The sequence below is a fragment of the Mesorhizobium sp. C089B genome, from assembly GCF_030323125.1.
Taxonomy (GTDB): Bacteria; Pseudomonadota; Alphaproteobacteria; order Rhizobiales; family Rhizobiaceae; genus Mesorhizobium.
On sequence record NZ_CP100469.1, the window covers coordinates 3331212 to 3349973 of the forward strand.

Below are 18762 nucleotides of genomic sequence, written 5' to 3' on the forward strand. Positions count from 1 at the left end.
CGTTAACCCCTTGAGGCAGCCGTGGCAACCTTGCATCCGAGGTCAAACTGTCGCTGAAAGTTCCGCCGGGAAGCCTGCGCCTCCCGGCAAGTCGAAAAACCTATTCCGCCGCCACGCCCATGCGCATGCGTTCCATCTCGATCAGCGCGCGGCGGTATTCGACCGGCATGATCTTGCGGAATTTCGGCCGGAAGGTCGTCCAGTCGTCGAGTATCTCGCGGCCGCGTACCGAACCGGTGAAATGGACGTGGTTCGAGATAAGCTGGTAAAGCCGTTCCTCGTCATGGGTGGTCATGTCGCCCGAGACGTCGACGCGACCCTTGTGGTCGAGGTCACCGCCATGATGCAGCAGCCTTTCCATCAGATCGTCTTCTTCCGGAACCGGCTCCAACTCGACCATCGCCATGTTGCAGCGCGCGGCGAAATCGCCGGCCTCATCCAGAACATAGGCCACGCCGCCCGACATGCCGGCAGCGAAGTTGCGACCGGTCTGGCCGATGACGACGACGATGCCGCCGGTCATGTATTCGCAGCCATGATCGCCGACGCCTTCAACGACGGCGGCGACGCCCGAATTGCGCACCGCGAAGCGCTCGCCGGCGACACCTGCGAAATAGGCCTCGCCCTCGGTCGCGCCATAGAGGACGGTGTTGCCGACGATGATCGATTCCGCCGCGACGATCCTGGACTCCTCCGGCGGCCGGATGACGATGCGTCCGCCCGACAGGCCTTTGCCGACATAGTCGTTGGCCGCACCGACGAGATCGAACGAGATGCCGCGCGCCAGGAAGGCGCCGAACGACTGGCCGGCGGTGCCGGTCAGCTTCACCTGGATCGTGTCCTCGCGCAGGCCCTTGTGCCTGAAGCGCTTGGCGACTTCGCCCGACAGCATGGCGCCCGTGGAGCGATCGACATTGCGGATGTCGACCTCGATCTTGACCGGCTGCTTGCTTTCGAGCGCGGGCTTCGCCAGTTCGATTAGCTTGCGATCGAGTACATCGTCGATCGGGTGTTTCTGCCGTTCGGTCCAGTGCACCGCCTCATGCGGCGCGTCCGGCTTGAAGAACATCTTGCCGAAATCGAGCCCGCGCGCCTTCCAATGCTGGATCATCTCGCGCTTTTCCAGCAGGTCGCTGTCGCCGATGATCTGGTCGATATGGGTGTAGCCCATCTCGGCCAGCAGCCCCCTCACCTCTTCCGCAACATAGAAGAAGAAGTTGATGACATGCTCGGGCGTGCCCTTGAAACGCTTGCGCAGAACCGGGTCCTGCGTCGCGACGCCGACCGGGCAGGTGTTCAAGTGGCACTTGCGCATCATGATGCAGCCGGCCGCGATCAGCGGCGCGGTCGAGAAGCCGAACTCGTCGGCACCGAGCAGCGCACCGATGATGACGTCGCGCCCCGTGCGCAAGCCACCATCGACCTGCAGCGCAACGCGCGAGCGCAGCCCGTTCAGTACCAGCGTCTGGTGCGTCTCGGCAAGGCCCATTTCCCATGGACTGCCGGCATGCTTGAGCGAGGTCAGCGGCGACGCGCCGGTGCCGCCATCATAGCCGGAGATGGTGATGTGGTCGGCGCGCGCCTTGGCGACGCCCGCCGCAACCGTACCGACACCGACTTCCGACACCAGCTTTACCGAGACGTCGGCCGCCGGGTTGACGTTCTTCAGATCGTAGATCAGCTGCGCCAGATCCTCGATCGAATAGATGTCGTGATGCGGCGGCGGCGAGATCAGGCCGACGCCGGGCGTCGAGTGCCGGACCTTGGCGATGGTGGCGTCGACCTTGTGGCCGGGCAGCTGGCCGCCCTCACCGGGCTTGGCGCCCTGCGCGACCTTGATCTGCATGACATCGGAATTGACGAGATACTCGGCGGTGACGCCAAAGCGCCCCGAGGCGACCTGCTTGATCGCCGAACGTTCGGGGTTCTTGCTGCCGCCGGGCAGCGGCAGATAGCGGTCGGCCTCTTCGCCGCCCTCGCCGGTGTTCGACTTGCCGCCGATCTGGTTCATGGCGCGCGCCAGCGTCGTGTGTGCCTCGCGCGAGATCGAGCCGAACGACATCGCCCCGGTCGAGAAGCGCTTGACGATATCGGCCGCCGACATCACGTCCTCTATCGCCACCTTCTTGCGGCCGGTCTCTTCCGCAAGCTTGATCCTGAACAGGCCGCGTATGGTCTGGGCACGGGCCGTCTCGCTGTTGATCTGCGCGGAATACTCCTTGAACGTCTCCCACGAGCCCTGACGCACGGCGTGCTGCAAGGTGGCGACGGCGTCGGGCGACCACATATGGGCTTCGCCGCGCATGCGGTACATGTACTCGCCGCCGACCTCGAGGCTGTTGCGCAGCACCGGATCGTTGCCGAAACCGTCGGTGTGACGGCTGAGCGTCTCAGCCGCGACCTCGTCCAGGCCGACACCTTCGATCAGCGTCGCTGTGCCGGTGAAGTACTTCTCGACGAAATCCGACTTCAGCCCGATGGCGTCGAATATCTGCGCGCCGCAATAGGACTGGTAGGTGGAGATGCCCATCTTCGACATCACCTTGAGGATGCCCTTGCCGATCGACTTGATATAGCGCGAGACCACCTCGTAGGCGTCGACCTCCGCCGGCAGTTCGCCACGCTTGTGCATGTCGAGCAGCGTGTCGAAAGCAAGGTAGGGGTTGATCGCCTCGGCGCCGTAGCCGGCGAGACAGCAGAAATGATGCACTTCGCGGGGCTCGCCGGATTCGACAACCAGGCCGACCGCGGTGCGCAGACCCTTGCGGATCAGATGGTGGTGCACGGCAGCCGTCGCCAGCAGTGCCGGAATGGCGATACGGTCGGGACCCACCTGGCGGTCGGACAGGATGATGATGTTGTAGCCGCCGGCAACGGCCGCCTCGGCGCGCTCGCACAGACGCTCGACGGCGCCCTGCATGCCGGCCGCGCCCTCGCTCGACCCGTAGGTGATGTCGATGGTCTTGGTGTCGAAACGGTCCTCGGTGTGGCCGATCGAGCGGATCTTTTCCAGATCGCCATTGGTCAGGATCGGCTGGCGCACTTCGAGCCGCTTGCGGCGCGAATTGCCGACCAGGTCGAAGATGTTCGGCCGCGGCCCGATGAACGAGACAAGGCTCATCACCAGTTCCTCGCGGATCGGGTCGATCGGCGGGTTGGTGACCTGGGCAAAATTCTGCTTGAAGTAGGTGTAGAGCAGCTTCGACTTGTCCGACATCGCCGAGATCGGCGTGTCCGTGCCCATCGAACCCACCGCTTCCTGGCCGGTGGTCGCCATCGGCGACATCAACAGCTTGGTGTCTTCCTGGCTGTAGCCGAAAGCCTGCTGGCGATCGAGCAGGCTGACATCCTTGCGCAGCGCGCGCGGCTCGACCGGCTTCAGATCCTCCAGGATCAGCTGCGTGTTGTTGAGCCAGGTCTTGTAGGGATGCCTGGTGGCGATCTCCGACTTGATCTCCTCGTCGGAAATGATGCGGCCCTTGGCAAGGTCGATCAGAAGCATGCGGCCAGGCTGCAGCCGCCACTTCTTGACGATCCTCTCCTCCGGCACCGGCAGCACGCCGGCTTCGGACGCCATGATGACGCGGTCGTCGTCGGTGACGATGTAGCGCGCCGGGCGCAGCCCGTTGCGGTCGAGCGTGGCGCCGATCTGGCGGCCGTCGGTGAAGGCGACCGCGGCCGGCCCGTCCCACGGCTCCATAAGCGCTGCATGGTATTCGTAGAAAGCCTTGCGATCGGCATCCATCAGCTTGTTGCCGGCCCAGGCTTCCGGGATCAGCATCATCATGGCGTGGCTGAGGCTGTAGCCGCCCTGGAACAGGAATTCGAGCGCATTGTCGAAGCACGCCGTGTCGGACTGGCCGTCATAGGAGATCGGCCACAGCTTGGAGATGTTGTTGCCGAACAGTTCGGAATCGACCGAGGCCTGGCGCGCCGCCATCCAGTTGTTGTTGCCGCGCACCGTGTTGATCTCGCCATTATGCGCGACCATGCGGTAGGGGTGCGCGAGCTTCCATGACGGGAAGGTGTTGGTCGAGAAGCGCTGGTGGACGAGGATCAGCGCGGTCTCGAAACGCGGATCCGACAAATCCTTGTAATAGGCGCCGACCTGGTAGGCCAGGAACATGCCCTTGTAGACGATGGTACGCGCCGATAGCGACACACAGTAGGCGCCGATATCCTTGTTGTTGTTCTCGGCGTAGATGCGGCCGGAAATCACCTTGCGCAGCAGATACAGCCTGGCCTCGTATTCCTCGTCATCTGGAATGTCCGATGTCCGGCCGATGAAGACCTGGCGATGGAACGGTTCGGAGGCCGCAATATCGGGCGCCTTCGACAGCGATGAATTGTCGACCGGCACGTCGCGAAAGCCGAGCAGCGGCAGCCCTTCTGACTGCGCCGATTCGGCGATGATCTCTTCGATATGGGCGCGCAGTGCCGCATCCTGCGGCATGAACCAGTGGCCGACGCCGTATTGGCCTGCCGCCGGCAGTTCGACGCCCTGGGCCGCCATCTCTTCGCGGAAGAAATGATCGGGAACCTGCACCAGCACGCCGGCGCCGTCGCCCATCAGCGGATCGGCGCCGACAGCGCCGCGATGCGTCAGGTTTTCGAGCACGAAGAGCCCGTCCTTGACGATCTGGTGCGACTTCACGTTCTTCATGTTGACGATGAAGCCGACGCCGCACGCGTCATGCTCGTTGCGCGGATCATAGAGACCCTGCGCGGCCATGCCATTGCCGGTCAGGCCGTTGGTGGTTCGGCCTTCTTTGGTCAGAACGGTATTTTTAACGGCTGCCGCTTTCGTCTGCTCGGCCTGGCCGATAATCGCAGATGGCGTCAGTTCCGTCATCGTCCTGTCCTCCGTTCCGGCCCCTTGCACGTCTAGCATTTGGGGCGCTGGTCTACCTTGGGAAGCGACTGGCTTCCGCTCTCATTCTTGCGGCACGTCTTTTCGAAATCCTTGGCGGACCGTGCGGTGCACCGCCGGTTCGTATCCGGTATCGTACAGGCCACAGCCGAGCCGTCTACCCGTCGCTCGCGGCAACGGCCGGAGTGGCCCAAATGATACGCCAATCCAGCCTGACTTGTGCGACAAAATAAGACAGCACTACTGTCCTAAATTTTTATGGCAGAAATCCTGGGCGCACACAAGACCGATTCACCAAATTCGTGGACGTTTGGCGACAGAAAATTACGTCAGGCGCTGTTGAAACGAAATTTCGGTCCCGGCACTCCTTCGTGATCGCCTTTGGCTTTACCGCTTTTTCAGCCCTTGGCCCTTGCGCATCAAACCCCGAAACGGCCATGGTCGCGCTCTTGTCGCAACCAGACTTTCTCAACCAGGCAGGGACTTTCCTGATGTTCTTTGCATCCGACAACTGGGCGGGCGTCCATTCCAACATGGCCGCCGGGCTGTCAGCCAATGCCGGAGGCTTTTCGACCGCCTATGGCGATGGCGATCTCGACCGCGCCGTCTACCAGCGTTTCAGCGAGATCTTCGAACGCGAGGTCGCGGTGTTCTTCGTCGCTACCGGCACGGCGGCCAACTCGCTGTCCCTGGCCGCTTACAACAAGCCCGGCGGCATTTCCTTTGCGCACCGCGAATCGCACATCATCGAGGACGAATGCGGCGCGCCGGAATATTTCAGCGGCGGCTCGCGTCTCCATGCTGTCGACGGCGCCCTGGGCAAGATCGATCCGCACAATCTTGAACGCGCCGTCGCCCGTTTCGCACCCGAAATCGTCCATTGGGGACGCCCGACGGCCGTCTCGATCACCCAATCGACCGAAGTCGGCACAGTGTACGGGCTCGACGACATTTCCACCATTTCGGAGATCGCCAAACGCTTTTCCCTGCCGCTGCATATGGACGGCGCCCGTTTTGCCAACGCATTGGTCGCGCTTGAGACGACGCCGGCCGAAATGACCTGGAAGCGCGGCGTCGACATCGTCTCGTTCGGCGGCACCAAGAACGGCTGCTGGTGCGCCGAAGCGGTGGTGCTGTTCGATCTAGACCGCGCCAAGGAGCTGTCCTTCCTGCGCAAGCGCGCCGCACAGCTGTTCTCCAAGTCGCGCTTCATCGCAGCGCAGTTCGACGCCTACTTCACGGACGGCCTGTGGCTGGACATGGCCCGTCATGCCAATGCCATGGCCGCGCGCCTGGCGGCTGCGATCGAGGATTCGGCAACGGCTAAGCTCGCCTGGTTGCCGCAGGCCAACGAGGTGTTCGCGGTGATGAAAAAGGCGGAAGCCGAAAGGCTGCAATCCGTCGGCGCCGCCTTTTACGACTGGCACAGGCCGCACGGCTTCGACGGCCATGTCGGCGACGACGAGTTGCTCTATCGCTTCGTCACGAGCTTTGCCACGACTTCAGATGAGGTCGATCGCTTCGGCCAGATGATCGCCTGAACCCGCGAGACCGCGCCAATGACAAAGCCACCTCTCGGCTCAAACATGCGGCTGGTTCGCCCGGCGCCAAACGTGCTCGGCTTCTACGATGGCCGCGTTGACGGCGTTCGCGCCTGGTCGGACGAGCCGAACTGGCTGGACGACGGCGCCTATGCCCTCGGCATCTGCACCTATGCGATCGTCGATGGCTCGCAGGCGCTTGTCTACGACACGCATATTTCGCTGCCTCACGCGCGCTTCATCAGGCAGACGCTCGAAGACATGGGCGCAACATCGATCCGAATCGTGCTCAGCCACTGGCATGACGATCATATTTCCGGCAATGAGGTGTTTCAGGATTGCGAGATTATCGCCAACACGCTCACCGCCTCGGCGCTCGCGAACAACCGGGCGGAGATCGAAAGCAGTGTTCCACCGATCAAGCCTCTCGTGCTGCCGAACAGGACCTTCGAAGGCAGTCTTGACCTCACCGTTGGATCGATCGCCGTCGAGCTGCGTCAGGTCGAAATCCACAGCCATGACGGCACGGTGCTGTTCATGCCTGGGAACGGCCTGCTGCTGGCGGGCGACACGCTCGAGGATCCAATCACCTATGTCAGCGAGGCGGATCGGCTGGCGCAACATCTGGTCGATCTCGAACGCATGAGCGGGTGGCCGATAGACCGCATCTTGCCCAATCACGGCTCGCTCGAAGCGATTGAGCGAGGCGGCTACGACAAAGGCCTCATCGCCGCCACGCAAGCCTACGTTCAAAAACTGCTTCGCTGCCGGCGTGAGCCTGATCTTGCGAAGCAGGATCTGAAAACCTTCGGCGCCGACATATTCGCCACGGGCGCGGTCGAGTACTTCGCGCTGTACGAGCCCGTCCACCGGCAAAACATCGAGGCCGTTCTCGCAACCGGCACCGGTCGCTAAGCAAGGAAAGGCCGCGCCAAAAGCTCGAGGCCAACCAAGATCAGGAAAACAAGAAACCAGCGCCGGAAGGTCGCCGGGCTGATCCGCTGCCGGAGCAACTGTCCGAGCCACATGCCGAGCAAGGCCGGCGCAACCGCCAGCGACGACATGGCGACATGCCCGACCTGGAACGCGCCGTGCGAGGCAAGGCCGGCAGCGAGCGCGATCGTCGACACGGTGAAGGACAGGCCGAGCGCCTGGATCAGATCGTCACGGCTCAAGCCCAGCGCCTGAATGTAAGGTACAGCGGGCAAGACGAACACGCCGGTGCCGCCGGTGACGATGCCGGTAAGGAAACCGACGATGGGCGACGACCAGCGCTCGGCTGACGCGGGAACCGTCAACTGCCGCGCCAGCAGCGTATAGACGGCATAGACGATCAGCGCCGCCCCGAGGCCGGCCGTCGTCCATTTGACATTGTCGCTGGCCAGCAGCCATGAGCCGGCCAGCGTGCCGGCGACGATGCCGACCATCATCAGCCACAGCCGCCTGAGGATCCATCCGAAGCTCGGGCCGGCAAACAGCTGCCAGATATTGGTGACGAAGGACGGCACGATCAGCAGCGAAGCCGCGGCGACCGGCGGCATGATTGTGCCCAGCAGCCCCATCGCCAACGTCGGCAGTCCCATACCGGTAACGCCCTTGACGATGCCGGCCAGCAGGAAGGTCACCGCAATGGTTGCCGTTAGGGCCAGGGAAAAATCAGCCGAAAGATCAGACATCGCCCTTCATGGGAAGACGGCGCCCGCCGCAAAAGAGCCAGAACTCTTCGGTTGGGGTGACAGAGGCTGCGGCGAAAAAAAGCGGCGCCTCGCGGCGCCGCTTTCGTCTCGGGAGGAGACGCTTTCAACCTTGGGCGTTGTGACGCCGCCGTCTTGATCACGCGGCGTTCTTGGCCTCGATCTGCTTGGCGTTGGCCGAAGAGGCGGTAATCGCGATCTTGCGCGGCTTCAGCTCCTCGGGGATGTTGCGCTTAAGGTCGACGAAAAGCAGGCCGTTCTTCAGGGTGGCGCCGACGACCTCGACATGGTCGGCAAGCTGGAAGCGGCGCTCGAACGAACGCGAGGCAATGCCGCGGTAGAGCAGCTCGGAGCCTTCGCCATTGCCCTCTTCCTTGCGCTCACCCTTGACGGTCAGCACGTTGCGGTGGGCTTCGATCGAAATCTCTTCGTCCGAGAAGCCGGCAACCGCCATCGAGATGCGATAGGCGTCCTCGCCGGTGCGCTCGATGTTGTAGGGCGGATAGGTCTGCGCGCCATCGGGCTGGGCCAGCGAGTCGAGCATGGTGAACAGGCGGTCGAAGCCGACGGTCGAGCGATAGAGCGGGGAAAAATCAACGTGACGCATGAGGTGTTCTCCTGTTGAGCAACATGTTTGCGTGTGGCCGGTGCGAAACCCTGGAAAGGCGTTTCGGGTGGACCAGCAGCCCCGACATCGGCGGCTGCATCCGACATTTGGGGAGCGCAAAAGCGCATTTCAAGGATTTTTGAAGAGCGCCAATCGAGGCGTCGATGAACGGCAGATGAACCGCTGCTTCGGCGCCCGTTCAGCCGGCCGGCGCTAGAGTGCCCCCAGGATAAAGAACCAGGCGGCGCCGGATGAAAGCGCCGCGACGAGGCCGACCGGGTGTAACGTCCCTTCCTCCCGGATCGACAGAGGCCGGAAGCACGCCGCCGCAGGCTGCTTCCGGCCTTGCTTGTCGTTCGTCCGCCCCCTTGGCGTCCTCCCTTTGCTTTTCATCCATTGGCGTCTATCACCATGCCGACGCCCTGCCGGGTGAGACACCACGAAGACGCAAGCGCCTAATGACGGATCTCTTCCATCCCACGCCAGGCAATCCGCCGCCGCAAAATGTCGCCGGCGGCTTTTTCACCACGCGCGACGGCAAGAAGATCCGCTACGGCCTGTTTGCCGCGATCACCCGGCCGCTGAAAGGCACCGTCGTGCTGCTGCCCGGCCGCAACGAGTGCATCGAGAAGTATTTCGAAACCATCCGCAACCTGACCGACCGCGGCCTCGGCGTCGCCACGCTCGACTGGCGCGGCCAGGGCGATTCCGACCGGCTGATCGCCGATCCGCAACGCGGCTATGTCCGCTCTTTCTACGATTACACCGGCGACCTCGAACAGTTCTTCGAGGATATCGTGCTGCCCGACTGCCGCGGCCCGTATTACATCCTCGCCCATTCGATGGGCGCCGTGATCGCGCTGCTCGCGGCGCCGTCGATGGTCAACCGGGTGCGTCGCATGGTGCTGATTGCGCCTTTCCTGACGGTGCCCGACTCGCCCGTGTCGGCAAAAACCGCGCGCCGCGTCTGCTCGATATTGTGCTTTCTCGGCCTCGGCCGGCTCTACGCCGCCTGGGGTCCGCGTCCCAGGGAAACCCTGCCCTTCGCCCTCAACAAGGTGACATCGGACCCCGGGCGCTATCAGCGCAACACGAAAATCTACGAGCACTATCCGCAACTGGCGCTCGGCGGGCCGACGATCCGCTGGCTGCAGGCGGCAATCAAGGCAGGCGAAGCCATCAGTGAGCCCGACTTCATGGCCAGGATCCAGGTGCCGCTGCTGATGATCGCCGCCGGCGCCGATCAGGTCGTCTCGACCAAGGCCGTGGAAGCCTATGCCAGGCGTCTGCGCCTCGGCTCGCTGCTGATGATCGATGGCTCGAAACACGAGATCCTGCAGGAGGCCGATGTCTATCGCGAGCAGTTGCTCGCCGCCTTCGACGCCTTCATACCCGGCAACGACGACCCAACAGCCTGATGCCGCCGGCGCTGCATGTTGCGGCGCCTTGAGCTTGCGCCTGCTGACAGCCTTCTGTCAGGAGCAGCGCCGGCAGCACCCAAAGAGCTAAAGATTCTGACAGCCGGTGCCGCCCCGGAATGCTCATCTCTCCGCATACTGAACGCCAAGGGGATGACGTCATGACCGAGAAAACCTGCGCTGCCTGCGATTGCCAGCTGGACGCCAACCCGATCCGCGTCAAGGTCGGCGGCAAGACCGTCGAGGTCTGCTGCGAGGAATGCGCGATTGCGCTGAACGAAGCCGGCGCCTCAGTGGCCGGCGCATCAGTGGCCGGCAACGGGGAAGCCTGAGCGATGCGCCCCGATCATGCAGCGGCGGCGCAATGCCTCGCACATCAGCCGACAACTCAAACCGCGACGTTCCGGCGGTCCTTGCGGACACAAGGCATCGCGGCGGCCAACTGGATCGGCCGTCAACTGGAAAGGCGCCGAAGCCGCCTTGCCTTGCTCGAAATGACCGACGAACAGCTCAAGGACATCGGCCTGTCGCGCAGCGACGCTCACTGCGAATACATGCGCCGTTTGTGGGACTGAGCCATGGCCGTTACGAAGGGCCCGACAGGTGAAGTCTCCTGACAGGTTTGGACAAGCCAATCGCCTAATGTGCCGGAGCAGCTTTCGGCGCAAGGGTAGAATGCAACGGCCATGTCTCAGCTCACCATGTCGCAGTTCACGGTACAGACGCTTCTGGACACCGGCACCGTCAGGGTGAGGGATGTCCTCTGCAGCGGCGAATGCCGGCACAAGAGCGAAGAAGAGTGCACCGCTGCCACGCATCTTGTGTTTCCCTATCGCGGCGTCTTCGTGCGCCATGTCGGCCGCAACGATGCGGTCGCCGAAGCCAACCAGTTGTTGTTCTTCAACAACGCCGAAGGCTACCGGATCAGCCATCCCGTCGAGGGTGGCGATTCCTGCCTCGATCTCGTTATCGAGGAGGCGCAACTGCAGGAGTTGACGCCGAAGGAGCAGTTGCGCTCGGGCAGCGCCGTGGCGTTTCGTCGTCAGCGCCGCCGCATCGACCCGCGGGCTCAGGCGCTGGTGGCGGTGCTGCGCCACAGCCTGAGCCGCAACATTGCCGAAACGCTGGAGGCCGAAACCCTGGCGCTGACGCTGGTGCGGCGCTCCCTCGGCGAGCGCACCTCGCATGCCGCCGGCGCCAGCGCTGGCCGGCAGAAGCTGGTCGATCGCGCCAAGCTCGTCCTGTCCTCGGATCTTTCGCGGCGCTGGACGCTGGCCGAGATCGCCGCTGAAGTCGGGGTATCACCGGTTTATCTCACGCAGGTTTTCCAGCAGGTCGAGGCGATGCCGCTCTATCGCTACCATCTGCGCCTGCGGCTGGCGCGCGCGCTCGACCTGCTTGGCCGCTACGACAATCTGACCACGCTCGGCCTGGACCTCGGCTTCTCCAGCCACAGCCATTTCAGCTCAGCGTTCAGGCAGGTCTACGGGCGAACGCCGGCGGAATTCCAGCGCTCGATCAAGCCGCGCTGATCGGGTCGACTATCAGCCCCGCAGGGCTGCCATTGCAGCCGCATGAAGCTCCGGCGTTGCGGCGGCCAGGATGTCGCCGCCCTTTTCCGCCGGACCGCCCTCGAATGTGGTGACGACGCCGCCGGCCTTTTCGATGATCGGGATCAGCGCCACGATGTCGTAGGGTTTCAATCCGGGATCGGCGACGATGTCGACGCTGCCGGACGCGATCATGGCATAGGCGTAGCAATCGGCGCCGTAGCGGGCGAGCTGGATCTGTTTCTCGAACGCGTCGTAGCGGGTGCGCGCCTCGCCCTTGAAAAGCGCCGGCGTGGTGGTGAACAAGGTCGCCTCGTCAAGCTTCGTCCTCTTGCGGGTCGACAGCTTCCGCGGCCCACCGGGGCCTTCGTAGTGGGAGCCGGAAGCGTTGGCGTAGAACAGCTCGCCGGTGAACGGCTGCGCCATCATGCCGGCGACGGCGTCACCGTCGACCGTCAATCCGACCAGCGTTCCCCACACCGGCAAGCCTGAGATGAAGGCGCGGGTACCATCGATCGGATCGATCACCCAGACATGCCTTGAGGAGATGTTTTCGCTGCCATGTTCTTCGCCAAGGATACCGTGATCGGGATACTCAGCCGAGATCAGCGCCCGAATGGCGCGCTCGGCCTCGCGGTCGGCCTCGGTGACCGGGTCGAAACTGCCTTTTTCCTTGTTGGCCACCGCGCCCTGTGCGCGGAAACGCGGCAAGGTTTCAGCCGCCGCCGCTTGCGCGATCCGGCGCATGAAATCGATGCTGATGTCCACGTGATTCTCCCGCATTACAGAGTGCCAACCCGGTCTGCCGGCACTTTCCCGCCAAAACAAGCCGGTTTATCGATTTATCAGAGACATCAGCGTTGCCGAAATGTCACACATCGGGACCATCGAAACGCATTTCCACATCAGAGTGAATTAAAAAAGCGTGGGATCGATTGACATTTGTGCATCGCACAATAAATTTGTTCTCGGACAGGTTTTCCTGTCCATGCCCTCCTTGGGCGTTTCCTCCCTAGACTTCGACCGTGTCGTGCAAACGATGCGGTCTTTTTTTACGCTGCGGGATGGCCAGCGCGGGATTGCATGAACAGCCGCCGCTCCGGCGTCATTCGGCGGCCAGCGGCAGGTCGATGAAGTGGTGGTCGGGCATCGCCATCAGGTCGGCCGAAAAGCGCGCCATATCGTCGGCCAGCGCATCGAAGCCGGCCGATTTCTGGAACGTCCGCTCATTCATGTAGAGGCCGCGATTGACCTCGATCTGCAGCGCATGCAGATGGCGCGCCGGCCGGCCGTAATGCTCGGTGATGAAACCGCCTGCATAGGGTTTGTTGTGGGCGACGGTGTAGCCCATGCCGATGAGCAGGCCGATCGCCGTCTCGGTCAGGGCCGCCGTGGCCGAGATGCCGAAACGGTCGCCGACGATGAAATCCGGCCGCAGGCCGCTGTCGCCCACCCTGATGCTCGCCGGCATCGAATGGCAGTCGATCAGCACGGCATAGCCGAACCTGGCATGGGTTCTGGTCAATAGCCGCTTCAGCGTCTCGTGATAGGGTTTGTAGACCGCCTCTATGCGCTGGACGGCCTCCGCCAGCGGCAGACGGCCGGAATAGATGTCGAGCCCCTCGCCCACCAGCTTGGGCACGGTGCCGAGCCCGCCGGCGACACGCGCCGAGCGGATGTTGCAGAAGGACGGCACCGGCTCGGCGAACATGCGCGGGTCGAGTTCCCAGGGTTCGCGGTTGACGTCGAGGTAAGCGCGCGGAAAATTCGCCGCCAGCATCGGCGCGCCCAGCACCACCGCGCTGCCGAACAACTCGTCGACATAGCAATCCTCGGAGCGGCGGATGGCGTTCCGGTCGAGCCGCGCCATGGCCAGGAAGCGGTCTGGATAATAGCGGCCGCTATGCGGTGAGTTGAAGACGAAGGGAACGCGCTGCTCGGCGCCCGATCGGATTTCGAAGGGTGGAACGACCGAAAAATCTTCGGCTGCCGTCGTCAATTTGAACGAACCCGGAAACAGCAATGCATCATGATGGGAAACTGCCACCTCATCGGCCGCATGTCCAGCATTTCGGCATGTCAGGAACCGCGTCAAATCAGGATTAATGCCGCCAACGTTCACTTGATGTTTACCGTCAGCTCCTCATATACAGGATGGTTAACGGGCTTGCCGGACGGCAGGCTTGGCTGGGGTGATTCGGACGGGACAAGATGGCACGCATTCTGCTGGCGGAAGACGACGACGACATGCGCCGGTTCCTGGTCAAGGCACTGGAGCGGGCCGGCTACCACGTCAGCGATTTCGACAATGGCGCCAGCGCCTACGAGCGGCTGCGCGAAGAACCTTTCTCCCTGCTGCTGACCGATATCGTCATGCCGGAGATGGACGGCATCGAACTCGCCCGCCGCGCCACCGAGATCGATCCCGACCTCAAGGTGATGTTCATCACCGGTTTCGCGGCCGTCGCGCTCAACCCCGATTCCAAGGCGCCGAAAGACGCCAAGGTGCTGTCCAAGCCCTTCCACCTGCGCGATCTCGTCAACGAGGTCGAAAAAATGCTGCAGGCCGCCTGAAGCGCGCACAGTGTGATCTCGCCGCTTCGTCGGCGGCGCGACAAAACGAGCCTTTCTTTCCCTTTTCCGGCTATTGACGCGCTGGACCAAAAATGGTGTATGCGCGGCTTCGGATGGGCGTGTAGCTCAGCGGGAGAGCACTGCATTGACATTGCAGGGGTCACAGGTTCAATCCCTGTCACGCCCACCATCCTTTCGATAACTTAGCCAAGCCCGTTTTTGGCGCACCCCTTCGACGACTTAGCCGGTAAGGCGGCCACCGCTTATGGCAGCCGCCTCGTGTTTGTGGACATTCTAATGCATGGCGCTCAAAAGTGGCCCCGGTTTTGAGACTACGACATGCATAAAAACAAAGACCTAAAGCGCGTCGTCTGAGTCCGTTCAAACGCGACGCGCTTTAGACGTGGCGCGGACTTAGCGTCCTTGAAGGCGCAGGCTCGATGCCGTCCTCCATAAGAATATCCTTCTTGCGAGCGAACGCGACGAAGACGCCTCGTGCTGTCTCGGGTTCCACATCACCAATCAGAGCGGCTTTGCAAGCGCGAATAGCAGCTCTCTGCTCCGGGCTGTTGCCACACCATTCGGCTGCGAATTGATAAGCATCCGCGACCGTGTTGAGTTGGCGGGGAAAGCCCAATCCCACCCACACCCGGACTGGCTTTTCAAAAGGTTTCGATAGCATCATGACCTCCTTTCCTAATGCATGTCACCCAGAAGTATGCCGCGGTTCTGGGACAACGACATGCATCAAAACAAAGACTTAAAGCGTGTCGCATGAATCCGTTTCGCGACGCGCTTTAGGCAGTCACTCCTCCGCCTTCGCCACCTCTGCCCATCATCCACGGCATTGTCGTGGATACTTCCTCAAGGATTCTGGCTGCTTTCGCAAAACCGCTGAACGCGTCTCTGGCTGCGGAAAGCGGATAATCGCTATCGAAAGCTCGCTGGCAGGCCCGCAATGCGGTTTGGTGAATGGGGCCGCGCCTGTCCTTCGGCCATTCATAGAGGAACTCCAGAGCGTCCTCGAGACACGTGATTTCCTGAACAAGGTTGTCGCCGCTTTTCACGAAAACGGCGCTGTCGAACATCCGATCGTTCATATGATCCTCCAAATCGAACGAACCATTGAGTTTCATGGTTTGCGCGGTCCAGGCCAACTGCGGGCGCGCGACAGAGGCGCGCCAGTACGTCCTGCAGTGATCATCTTCGTTTCTCCGCAATCACAGCCTCCCGGCCGAAAACCGGGAGGCGGACCCGCAGTTCAAAGTGTGACAGATCGACAGGATTACGCGGCTTTACGCGCGCGGTCCGTGTCTTGCGTGATCTGAGTGGCGGCCGTCGGCGTGTCGCCCACGCCGATGCTGATGCGGCGCGGCTTCAGCTCTTCGGGAATCTCGCGGACAATGTCGATCGAGAGGAGGCCATTCTCCAGTTTGGCTGCCTTGATCTTCATGTGGTCGGCAAGCTTGAACGTCTGCCTGAAACTGCGGTAGGCGATGCCCTGGTGCAGCAGCTGGCGTCCGCTCTGATCATCAGCTTTCTGGCCTACCACGACCAGTTCGGGTCCATGCTGGGTAAGCTCGACCTCATCCTGGCTGAAGCCTGCGATGGCCATCGAGATACGGTAATCGTTCTCGTCGACCTTCTCGATGTTATAGGGCGGCCAGTCTGGACGCGTGCCGCTGTCGAGCATGTCGAAAAGCCGGTCGAAACCGACGGTGGTCCGATAGAGGGTATCAAAGGTTCTCATAGCCACATCCTCCTTGAAGCAACATGGGTACAAGGACGCCGCCCTGTGCGGCGCCGCCATTTTTTGCCGAGCCTTATGGCCTTGGCGGAAATCGAATTAGGAGGCGCCCCAAATGAGTTCAAGAGCATCTCGAATTTTTTTTAGTAGCATCCTTCGCATCGACGGAAAGCGAAATCTGAGTTTCTACGGGACCTTCCCTTCGAACAGTCGAACAGCCCCTTGAAGTACAGATCCGGCGGGAAGTTTTCGCGCGATCTGCGCGACCGCATCGTCTACTGCCCCGCCGTCCCGTTTCGTGTTCAAATGCCGGCCAGCAAGGAACCGGGTAGCGGCCTTCCGATCCGTATCCGCCCTGTCGGGGGCGAAACGTCCCGGCACGTGCCGGGACGTTTCTGGCTCGCGGATCACTGTGGCCGCGGATCGGGCCTGTCGGGCTTGTCATGAGGGGTGTTGTTGCCTTCACGGCACGGTGTGCCGATGCCGCAGCATTTGCCGTTGTAGGTGACACCGGGCTTGGTCTTCTCGCATTCCCTCGGCGGTGCCGTCTGACACCCTGCCAGCACCGAAACCGCGATGGCGGCGAGAAATGCGTTTCTTGAAGTGATAAACATTGACGTTCTCCTTGATGGACCGTGTTTGCTACACACCGCTTGGTCGCGGGCGGCAGCGAAATGGTTCAAGGAAAATTGGAATCAGGCCGCGCCGAGGCGGACACCACCCTTCCCAATATGGTTGAGAAACCACGCATATGTCTGTTCCAATCCACCGCGAAGTGCGTAGCGCGGGCGCCATCCCGTTGCAAACAGCCGCGAAACATCCATCAACTTGCGCGGCGTGCCGTCTGGCTTGGTCGTATCGAAGGCGATATCAGCCTCGACGCCGGCGACCGATGCGACGGTCTGGGCAAGCTCGGCAATGGTGACATCCTCGCCCGAACCGACATTGACGTGGCCGTCGCCGGCATAATTCTTCAACAGCCAGACCAAGGCATCGGCGGCGTCGTCGACATGCAGGAATTCACGCCGTGGCGTGCCCGAGCCCCAGACATTGAGGCTGTTGCCGCCGCTCAGCGCCAGCGCATGCGCCTTTCGCATCAGGGCCGGCACGACATGGCTGCTCTGCAGGTCGAAATTGTCACCCGGTCCGTAGAGGCTGGCCGGCATCGCCGAGATATAGTCGACCCCATGCTGGCGCCGATAGGCCTGGCACAGTTTCAGCCCGGCGATCTTCGCGATCGCGTACCATTCGTTGGTCGGCTCGAGCGGCCCGGTCAGCAGGGCGTCTTCCCTGATCGGCTGCGGCGCGAGCTTTGGATAGATGCAGGACGAGCCGAGAAACAAAAGCTTGCCGACCTCGCTGCGAAAGGCGCCGTCGATGACATTGCCCTGCATGACCAAATTGTCCTGCAGGAAATCGACCGGGAACCGGTCATTGGCCAGGATACCGCCGACCTTGGCGGCCGCCATCACCACCGCATCCGGCCTGTGCTCGGCCATCCAGCGCTGCACCCCTGCCTGGTCGAGCAGGTCGAGCCTGTCGCGCGAGATGGTGAGTATCTCGCAGTCCTCGCTCGCCAGCCGGCGCACGACGGCCGAACCGACCATGCCGCGATGCCCGGCGACGAAGACACGCTTGCCCTTCAGCTCAAATGTCGCGTCCATCGGCCTGCCTCACGCAGAACGGCTGTTCTGCCGCGTGCCGCCGGCCGCGCGCGCCAGATCGGCCTGCACCATTTCCGTCACCAGATCCCTGAAGCCGGTCGTGTGCGACCAGCCAAGTCTTGCCTTGGCCTTGGCGGGGTCACCGAGCAGCAGATCGACCTCGGTCGGCCGGAAATAGCGCGGATCGATGCGCACCAGGACAGTGCCCGAACCGGCATCGACACCAACTTCATCGACACCCTCGCCTTGCCAGCGGATGGTGCGTCCGGTCTCGGCAAAAGCCAGTTCGACGAATTCGCGCACCGAATGCGCCTCACCAGTCGCCAGCACGAAATCGTCGGCTTCACTGTGCTGCAGAATGCGCCACATGCCCTCCACATAGTCGCGCGCATGGCCCCAGTCACGCTTGGCGTCGAGATTGCCGAGATAGAGCGTGGCCTGAAGGCCGTGATGGATCGAGGCGACGGCCCGCGTGATCTTGCGGGTGACGAAGGTTTCGCCGCGTGTCGGGCTTTCGTGGTTGAACAGGATTCCGTTGGCGGCGAACATGCCGTAAGCCTCGCGGTAGTTGACCGTGATCCAGTAGGCGTAAAGCTTGGCCGCGGCATAGGGCGAGCGCGGATGGAAGGGCGTCGCCTCGCTTTGCGGGACCTCGCGCGCCTTGCCGTAAAGCTCCGACGTCGATGCCTGATAGAAGCGCACCGACTTCTCCAGGCGCAGGATGCGGATCGCCTCGAGCAGCCTGAGTGTTCCCAGCGCATCGGCATTGCCGGTGTATTCCGGCGTCTCGAAACTCACCTGGACATGACTCTGGGCGCCGAGATTGTAGATCTCGCCGGGCTGTGTCTCCTGCACCAGGCGAATAAGGTTGGTCGCGTCGGTCAGGTCGCCATAATGCAGGAAGAAACGCGCACCGCGCTCGTGCGGATCGACATAGATGTCGTCAACGCGCTCGGTGTTGAACGAGGACGAGCGGCGTTTGACGCCATGGACAATATAGCCCTTCTGCAGAAGCAATTCTGCGAGATAGGCCCCGTCCTGCCCGGTAACCCCGGTGATGAGCGCCACTTTTTCCGTCATTGCCGCTCCGTCCGCAT

The 18762-nt window shown here is 62.4% G+C and carries 18 protein-coding genes and 1 tRNA gene; 8 read left to right on the forward strand and 11 right to left on the reverse strand.

Annotated elements, in window-relative coordinates:
• Positions 1-100 precede the first annotated feature (100 nt).
• Entirely contained in the window at positions 101-4852 is a 4752-nt protein-coding gene (gene gltB, locus NLY44_RS16510) for a glutamate synthase large subunit (RefSeq protein WP_023804711.1), read from the reverse strand.
• A gap of 509 nt (positions 4853-5361) precedes the next feature.
• Between gltB and NLY44_RS16515 the strand changes: the two genes are divergently transcribed.
• Complete coding sequence (locus NLY44_RS16515) at positions 5362-6411, forward strand: threonine aldolase family protein (RefSeq protein WP_023804710.1); 1050 nt, start codon at positions 5362-5364, stop codon at positions 6409-6411.
• Positions 6412-6429: 18 nt separating this feature from the next.
• Positions 6430-7326, forward strand: a complete 897-nt coding sequence (locus NLY44_RS16520) for an MBL fold metallo-hydrolase (RefSeq protein WP_023804709.1) — start codon at positions 6430-6432, stop codon at positions 7324-7326.
• Here NLY44_RS16520 and NLY44_RS16525 read toward each other — a convergent pair.
• Both NLY44_RS16525 and NLY44_RS16530 read right to left on the reverse strand, forming a co-directional pair.
• The gene (locus tag NLY44_RS16525; RefSeq protein ID WP_023804708.1) at positions 7323-8087 is read right to left on the reverse strand and encodes a sulfite exporter TauE/SafE family protein; all 765 of its coding nucleotides are present in this window, start codon (positions 8085-8087) and stop codon (positions 7323-7325) included. The two genes, NLY44_RS16520 and NLY44_RS16525, sit on opposite strands and share 4 nt — an antisense overlap.
• Positions 8088-8244: 157 nt before the next feature.
• The gene (locus tag NLY44_RS16530; RefSeq protein WP_023671202.1) at positions 8245-8712 is read right to left on the reverse strand and encodes an Hsp20 family protein; all 468 of its coding nucleotides are present in this window, start codon (positions 8710-8712) and stop codon (positions 8245-8247) included.
• A 458-nt stretch (positions 8713-9170) separates the two neighbouring features.
• Between NLY44_RS16530 and NLY44_RS16535 the strand changes: the two genes are divergently transcribed.
• The 4 genes from NLY44_RS16535 to NLY44_RS16550 all read left to right on the forward strand — a co-directional run bounded on the left by NLY44_RS16535 (position 9171) and on the right by NLY44_RS16550 (position 11662).
• Positions 9171-10130 (forward strand): alpha/beta fold hydrolase, encoded by a 960-nt coding sequence (locus NLY44_RS16535; RefSeq protein WP_023686420.1) that lies wholly within the window; start codon positions 9171-9173, stop codon positions 10128-10130.
• Positions 10131-10291: 161 nt separating this feature from the next.
• On the forward strand, positions 10292-10462 hold the full coding sequence (locus tag NLY44_RS16540; protein WP_023683236.1) for a hypothetical protein: 171 nt from the start codon (positions 10292-10294) through the stop codon (positions 10460-10462).
• Positions 10463-10465: 3 nt separating this feature from the next.
• Positions 10466-10705: a DUF1127 domain-containing protein gene (locus NLY44_RS16545; RefSeq protein WP_023686421.1), complete on the forward strand. Its 240-nt coding sequence runs from the start codon at positions 10466-10468 to the stop codon at positions 10703-10705.
• Positions 10706-10831: 126 nt separating this feature from the next.
• Positions 10832-11662 carry a helix-turn-helix domain-containing protein gene (locus NLY44_RS16550; RefSeq protein WP_023714041.1) on the forward strand — a complete coding sequence of 277 codons (831 nt, stop codon included), beginning with the start codon at positions 10832-10834 and terminating at the stop codon, positions 11660-11662.
• Between the two features lie 12 nt (positions 11663-11674).
• On the opposite strand, the gene hisN is transcribed toward NLY44_RS16550, so the two are convergent.
• Together hisN and NLY44_RS16560 are read right to left on the reverse strand one after the other, a co-directional pair.
• On the reverse strand, positions 11675-12448 hold the full coding sequence (hisN, locus tag NLY44_RS16555; protein ID WP_023804707.1) for a histidinol-phosphatase: 774 nt from the start codon (positions 12446-12448) through the stop codon (positions 11675-11677).
• A 337-nt stretch (positions 12449-12785) separates the two neighbouring features.
• Complete coding sequence (locus NLY44_RS16560; protein ID WP_023704024.1) at positions 12786-13727, reverse strand: N-formylglutamate amidohydrolase; 942 nt, start codon at positions 13725-13727, stop codon at positions 12786-12788.
• Between the two features lie 164 nt (positions 13728-13891).
• Between NLY44_RS16560 and cpdR the strand changes: the two genes are divergently transcribed.
• Together cpdR and NLY44_RS16570 are read left to right on the forward strand one after the other, a co-directional pair.
• Positions 13892-14254 (forward strand): cell cycle two-component system response regulator CpdR, encoded by a 363-nt coding sequence (cpdR, locus tag NLY44_RS16565; RefSeq protein ID WP_023671195.1) that lies wholly within the window; start codon positions 13892-13894, stop codon positions 14252-14254.
• A gap of 115 nt (positions 14255-14369) precedes the next feature.
• Positions 14370-14444, forward strand: a tRNA-Val gene (locus NLY44_RS16570).
• Between the two features lie 207 nt (positions 14445-14651).
• On the opposite strand, the gene NLY44_RS16575 is transcribed toward NLY44_RS16570, so the two are convergent.
• The 6 genes from NLY44_RS16575 to gmd form a co-directional block, all read right to left on the reverse strand.
• Complete coding sequence (locus NLY44_RS16575; protein WP_245263703.1) at positions 14652-14939, reverse strand: DUF982 domain-containing protein; 288 nt, start codon at positions 14937-14939, stop codon at positions 14652-14654.
• A 112-nt stretch (positions 14940-15051) separates the two neighbouring features.
• Positions 15052-15474, reverse strand: coding sequence for a DUF982 domain-containing protein (locus NLY44_RS16580; protein ID WP_348524324.1), 423 nt, complete (start codon positions 15472-15474; stop codon positions 15052-15054).
• A gap of 65 nt (positions 15475-15539) precedes the next feature.
• On the reverse strand, positions 15540-16004 hold the full coding sequence (locus tag NLY44_RS16585) for an Hsp20 family protein (RefSeq protein WP_023671192.1): 465 nt from the start codon (positions 16002-16004) through the stop codon (positions 15540-15542).
• A 404-nt stretch (positions 16005-16408) separates the two neighbouring features.
• Complete coding sequence (locus tag NLY44_RS16590; protein ID WP_023710933.1) at positions 16409-16615, reverse strand: hypothetical protein; 207 nt, start codon at positions 16613-16615, stop codon at positions 16409-16411.
• A gap of 81 nt (positions 16616-16696) precedes the next feature.
• Entirely contained in the window at positions 16697-17665 is a 969-nt protein-coding gene (gene fcl / locus NLY44_RS16595; protein WP_023804704.1) for a GDP-L-fucose synthase, read from the reverse strand.
• Positions 17666-17674: 9 nt separating this feature from the next.
• On the reverse strand, positions 17675-18745 hold the full coding sequence (gmd, locus tag NLY44_RS16600; RefSeq protein ID WP_023804703.1) for a GDP-mannose 4,6-dehydratase: 1071 nt from the start codon (positions 18743-18745) through the stop codon (positions 17675-17677).
• Positions 18746-18762 lie beyond the last annotated feature (17 nt).

Bases quoted from the DNA above. Each gene is read 5' to 3' on its own strand.
- gltB (WP_023804711.1), bottom strand. From the start codon at position 4,852: ATGACGGAACTGACGCCATCTGCGATTATCGGCCAGGCCGAGCAGACG.
- NLY44_RS16515 (WP_023804710.1), top strand. From the start codon at position 5,362: ATGTTCTTTGCATCCGACAACTGGGCGGGCGTCCATTCCAACATGGCC.
- NLY44_RS16520 (WP_023804709.1), top strand. From the start codon at position 6,430: ATGACAAAGCCACCTCTCGGCTCAAACATGCGGCTGGTTCGCCCGGCG.
- NLY44_RS16525 (WP_023804708.1), bottom strand. From the start codon at position 8,087: ATGTCTGATCTTTCGGCTGATTTTTCCCTGGCCCTAACGGCAACCATT.
- NLY44_RS16530 (WP_023671202.1), bottom strand. From the start codon at position 8,712: ATGCGTCACGTTGATTTTTCCCCGCTCTATCGCTCGACCGTCGGCTTC.
- NLY44_RS16535 (WP_023686420.1), top strand. From the start codon at position 9,171: ATGACGGATCTCTTCCATCCCACGCCAGGCAATCCGCCGCCGCAAAAT.
- NLY44_RS16540 (WP_023683236.1), top strand. From the start codon at position 10,292: ATGACCGAGAAAACCTGCGCTGCCTGCGATTGCCAGCTGGACGCCAAC.
- NLY44_RS16545 (WP_023686421.1), top strand. From the start codon at position 10,466: ATGCGCCCCGATCATGCAGCGGCGGCGCAATGCCTCGCACATCAGCCG.
- NLY44_RS16550 (WP_023714041.1), top strand. From the start codon at position 10,832: ATGTCGCAGTTCACGGTACAGACGCTTCTGGACACCGGCACCGTCAGG.
- cpdR (WP_023671195.1), top strand. From the start codon at position 13,892: ATGGCACGCATTCTGCTGGCGGAAGACGACGACGACATGCGCCGGTTC.
- NLY44_RS16575 (WP_245263703.1), bottom strand. From the start codon at position 14,939: ATGATGCTATCGAAACCTTTTGAAAAGCCAGTCCGGGTGTGGGTGGGA.
- NLY44_RS16585 (WP_023671192.1), bottom strand. From the start codon at position 16,004: ATGAGAACCTTTGATACCCTCTATCGGACCACCGTCGGTTTCGACCGG.
- NLY44_RS16590 (WP_023710933.1), bottom strand. From the start codon at position 16,615: ATGTTTATCACTTCAAGAAACGCATTTCTCGCCGCCATCGCGGTTTCG.
- fcl (WP_023804704.1), bottom strand. From the start codon at position 17,665: ATGGACGCGACATTTGAGCTGAAGGGCAAGCGTGTCTTCGTCGCCGGG.
- gmd (WP_023804703.1), bottom strand. From the start codon at position 18,745: ATGACGGAAAAAGTGGCGCTCATCACCGGGGTTACCGGGCAGGACGGG.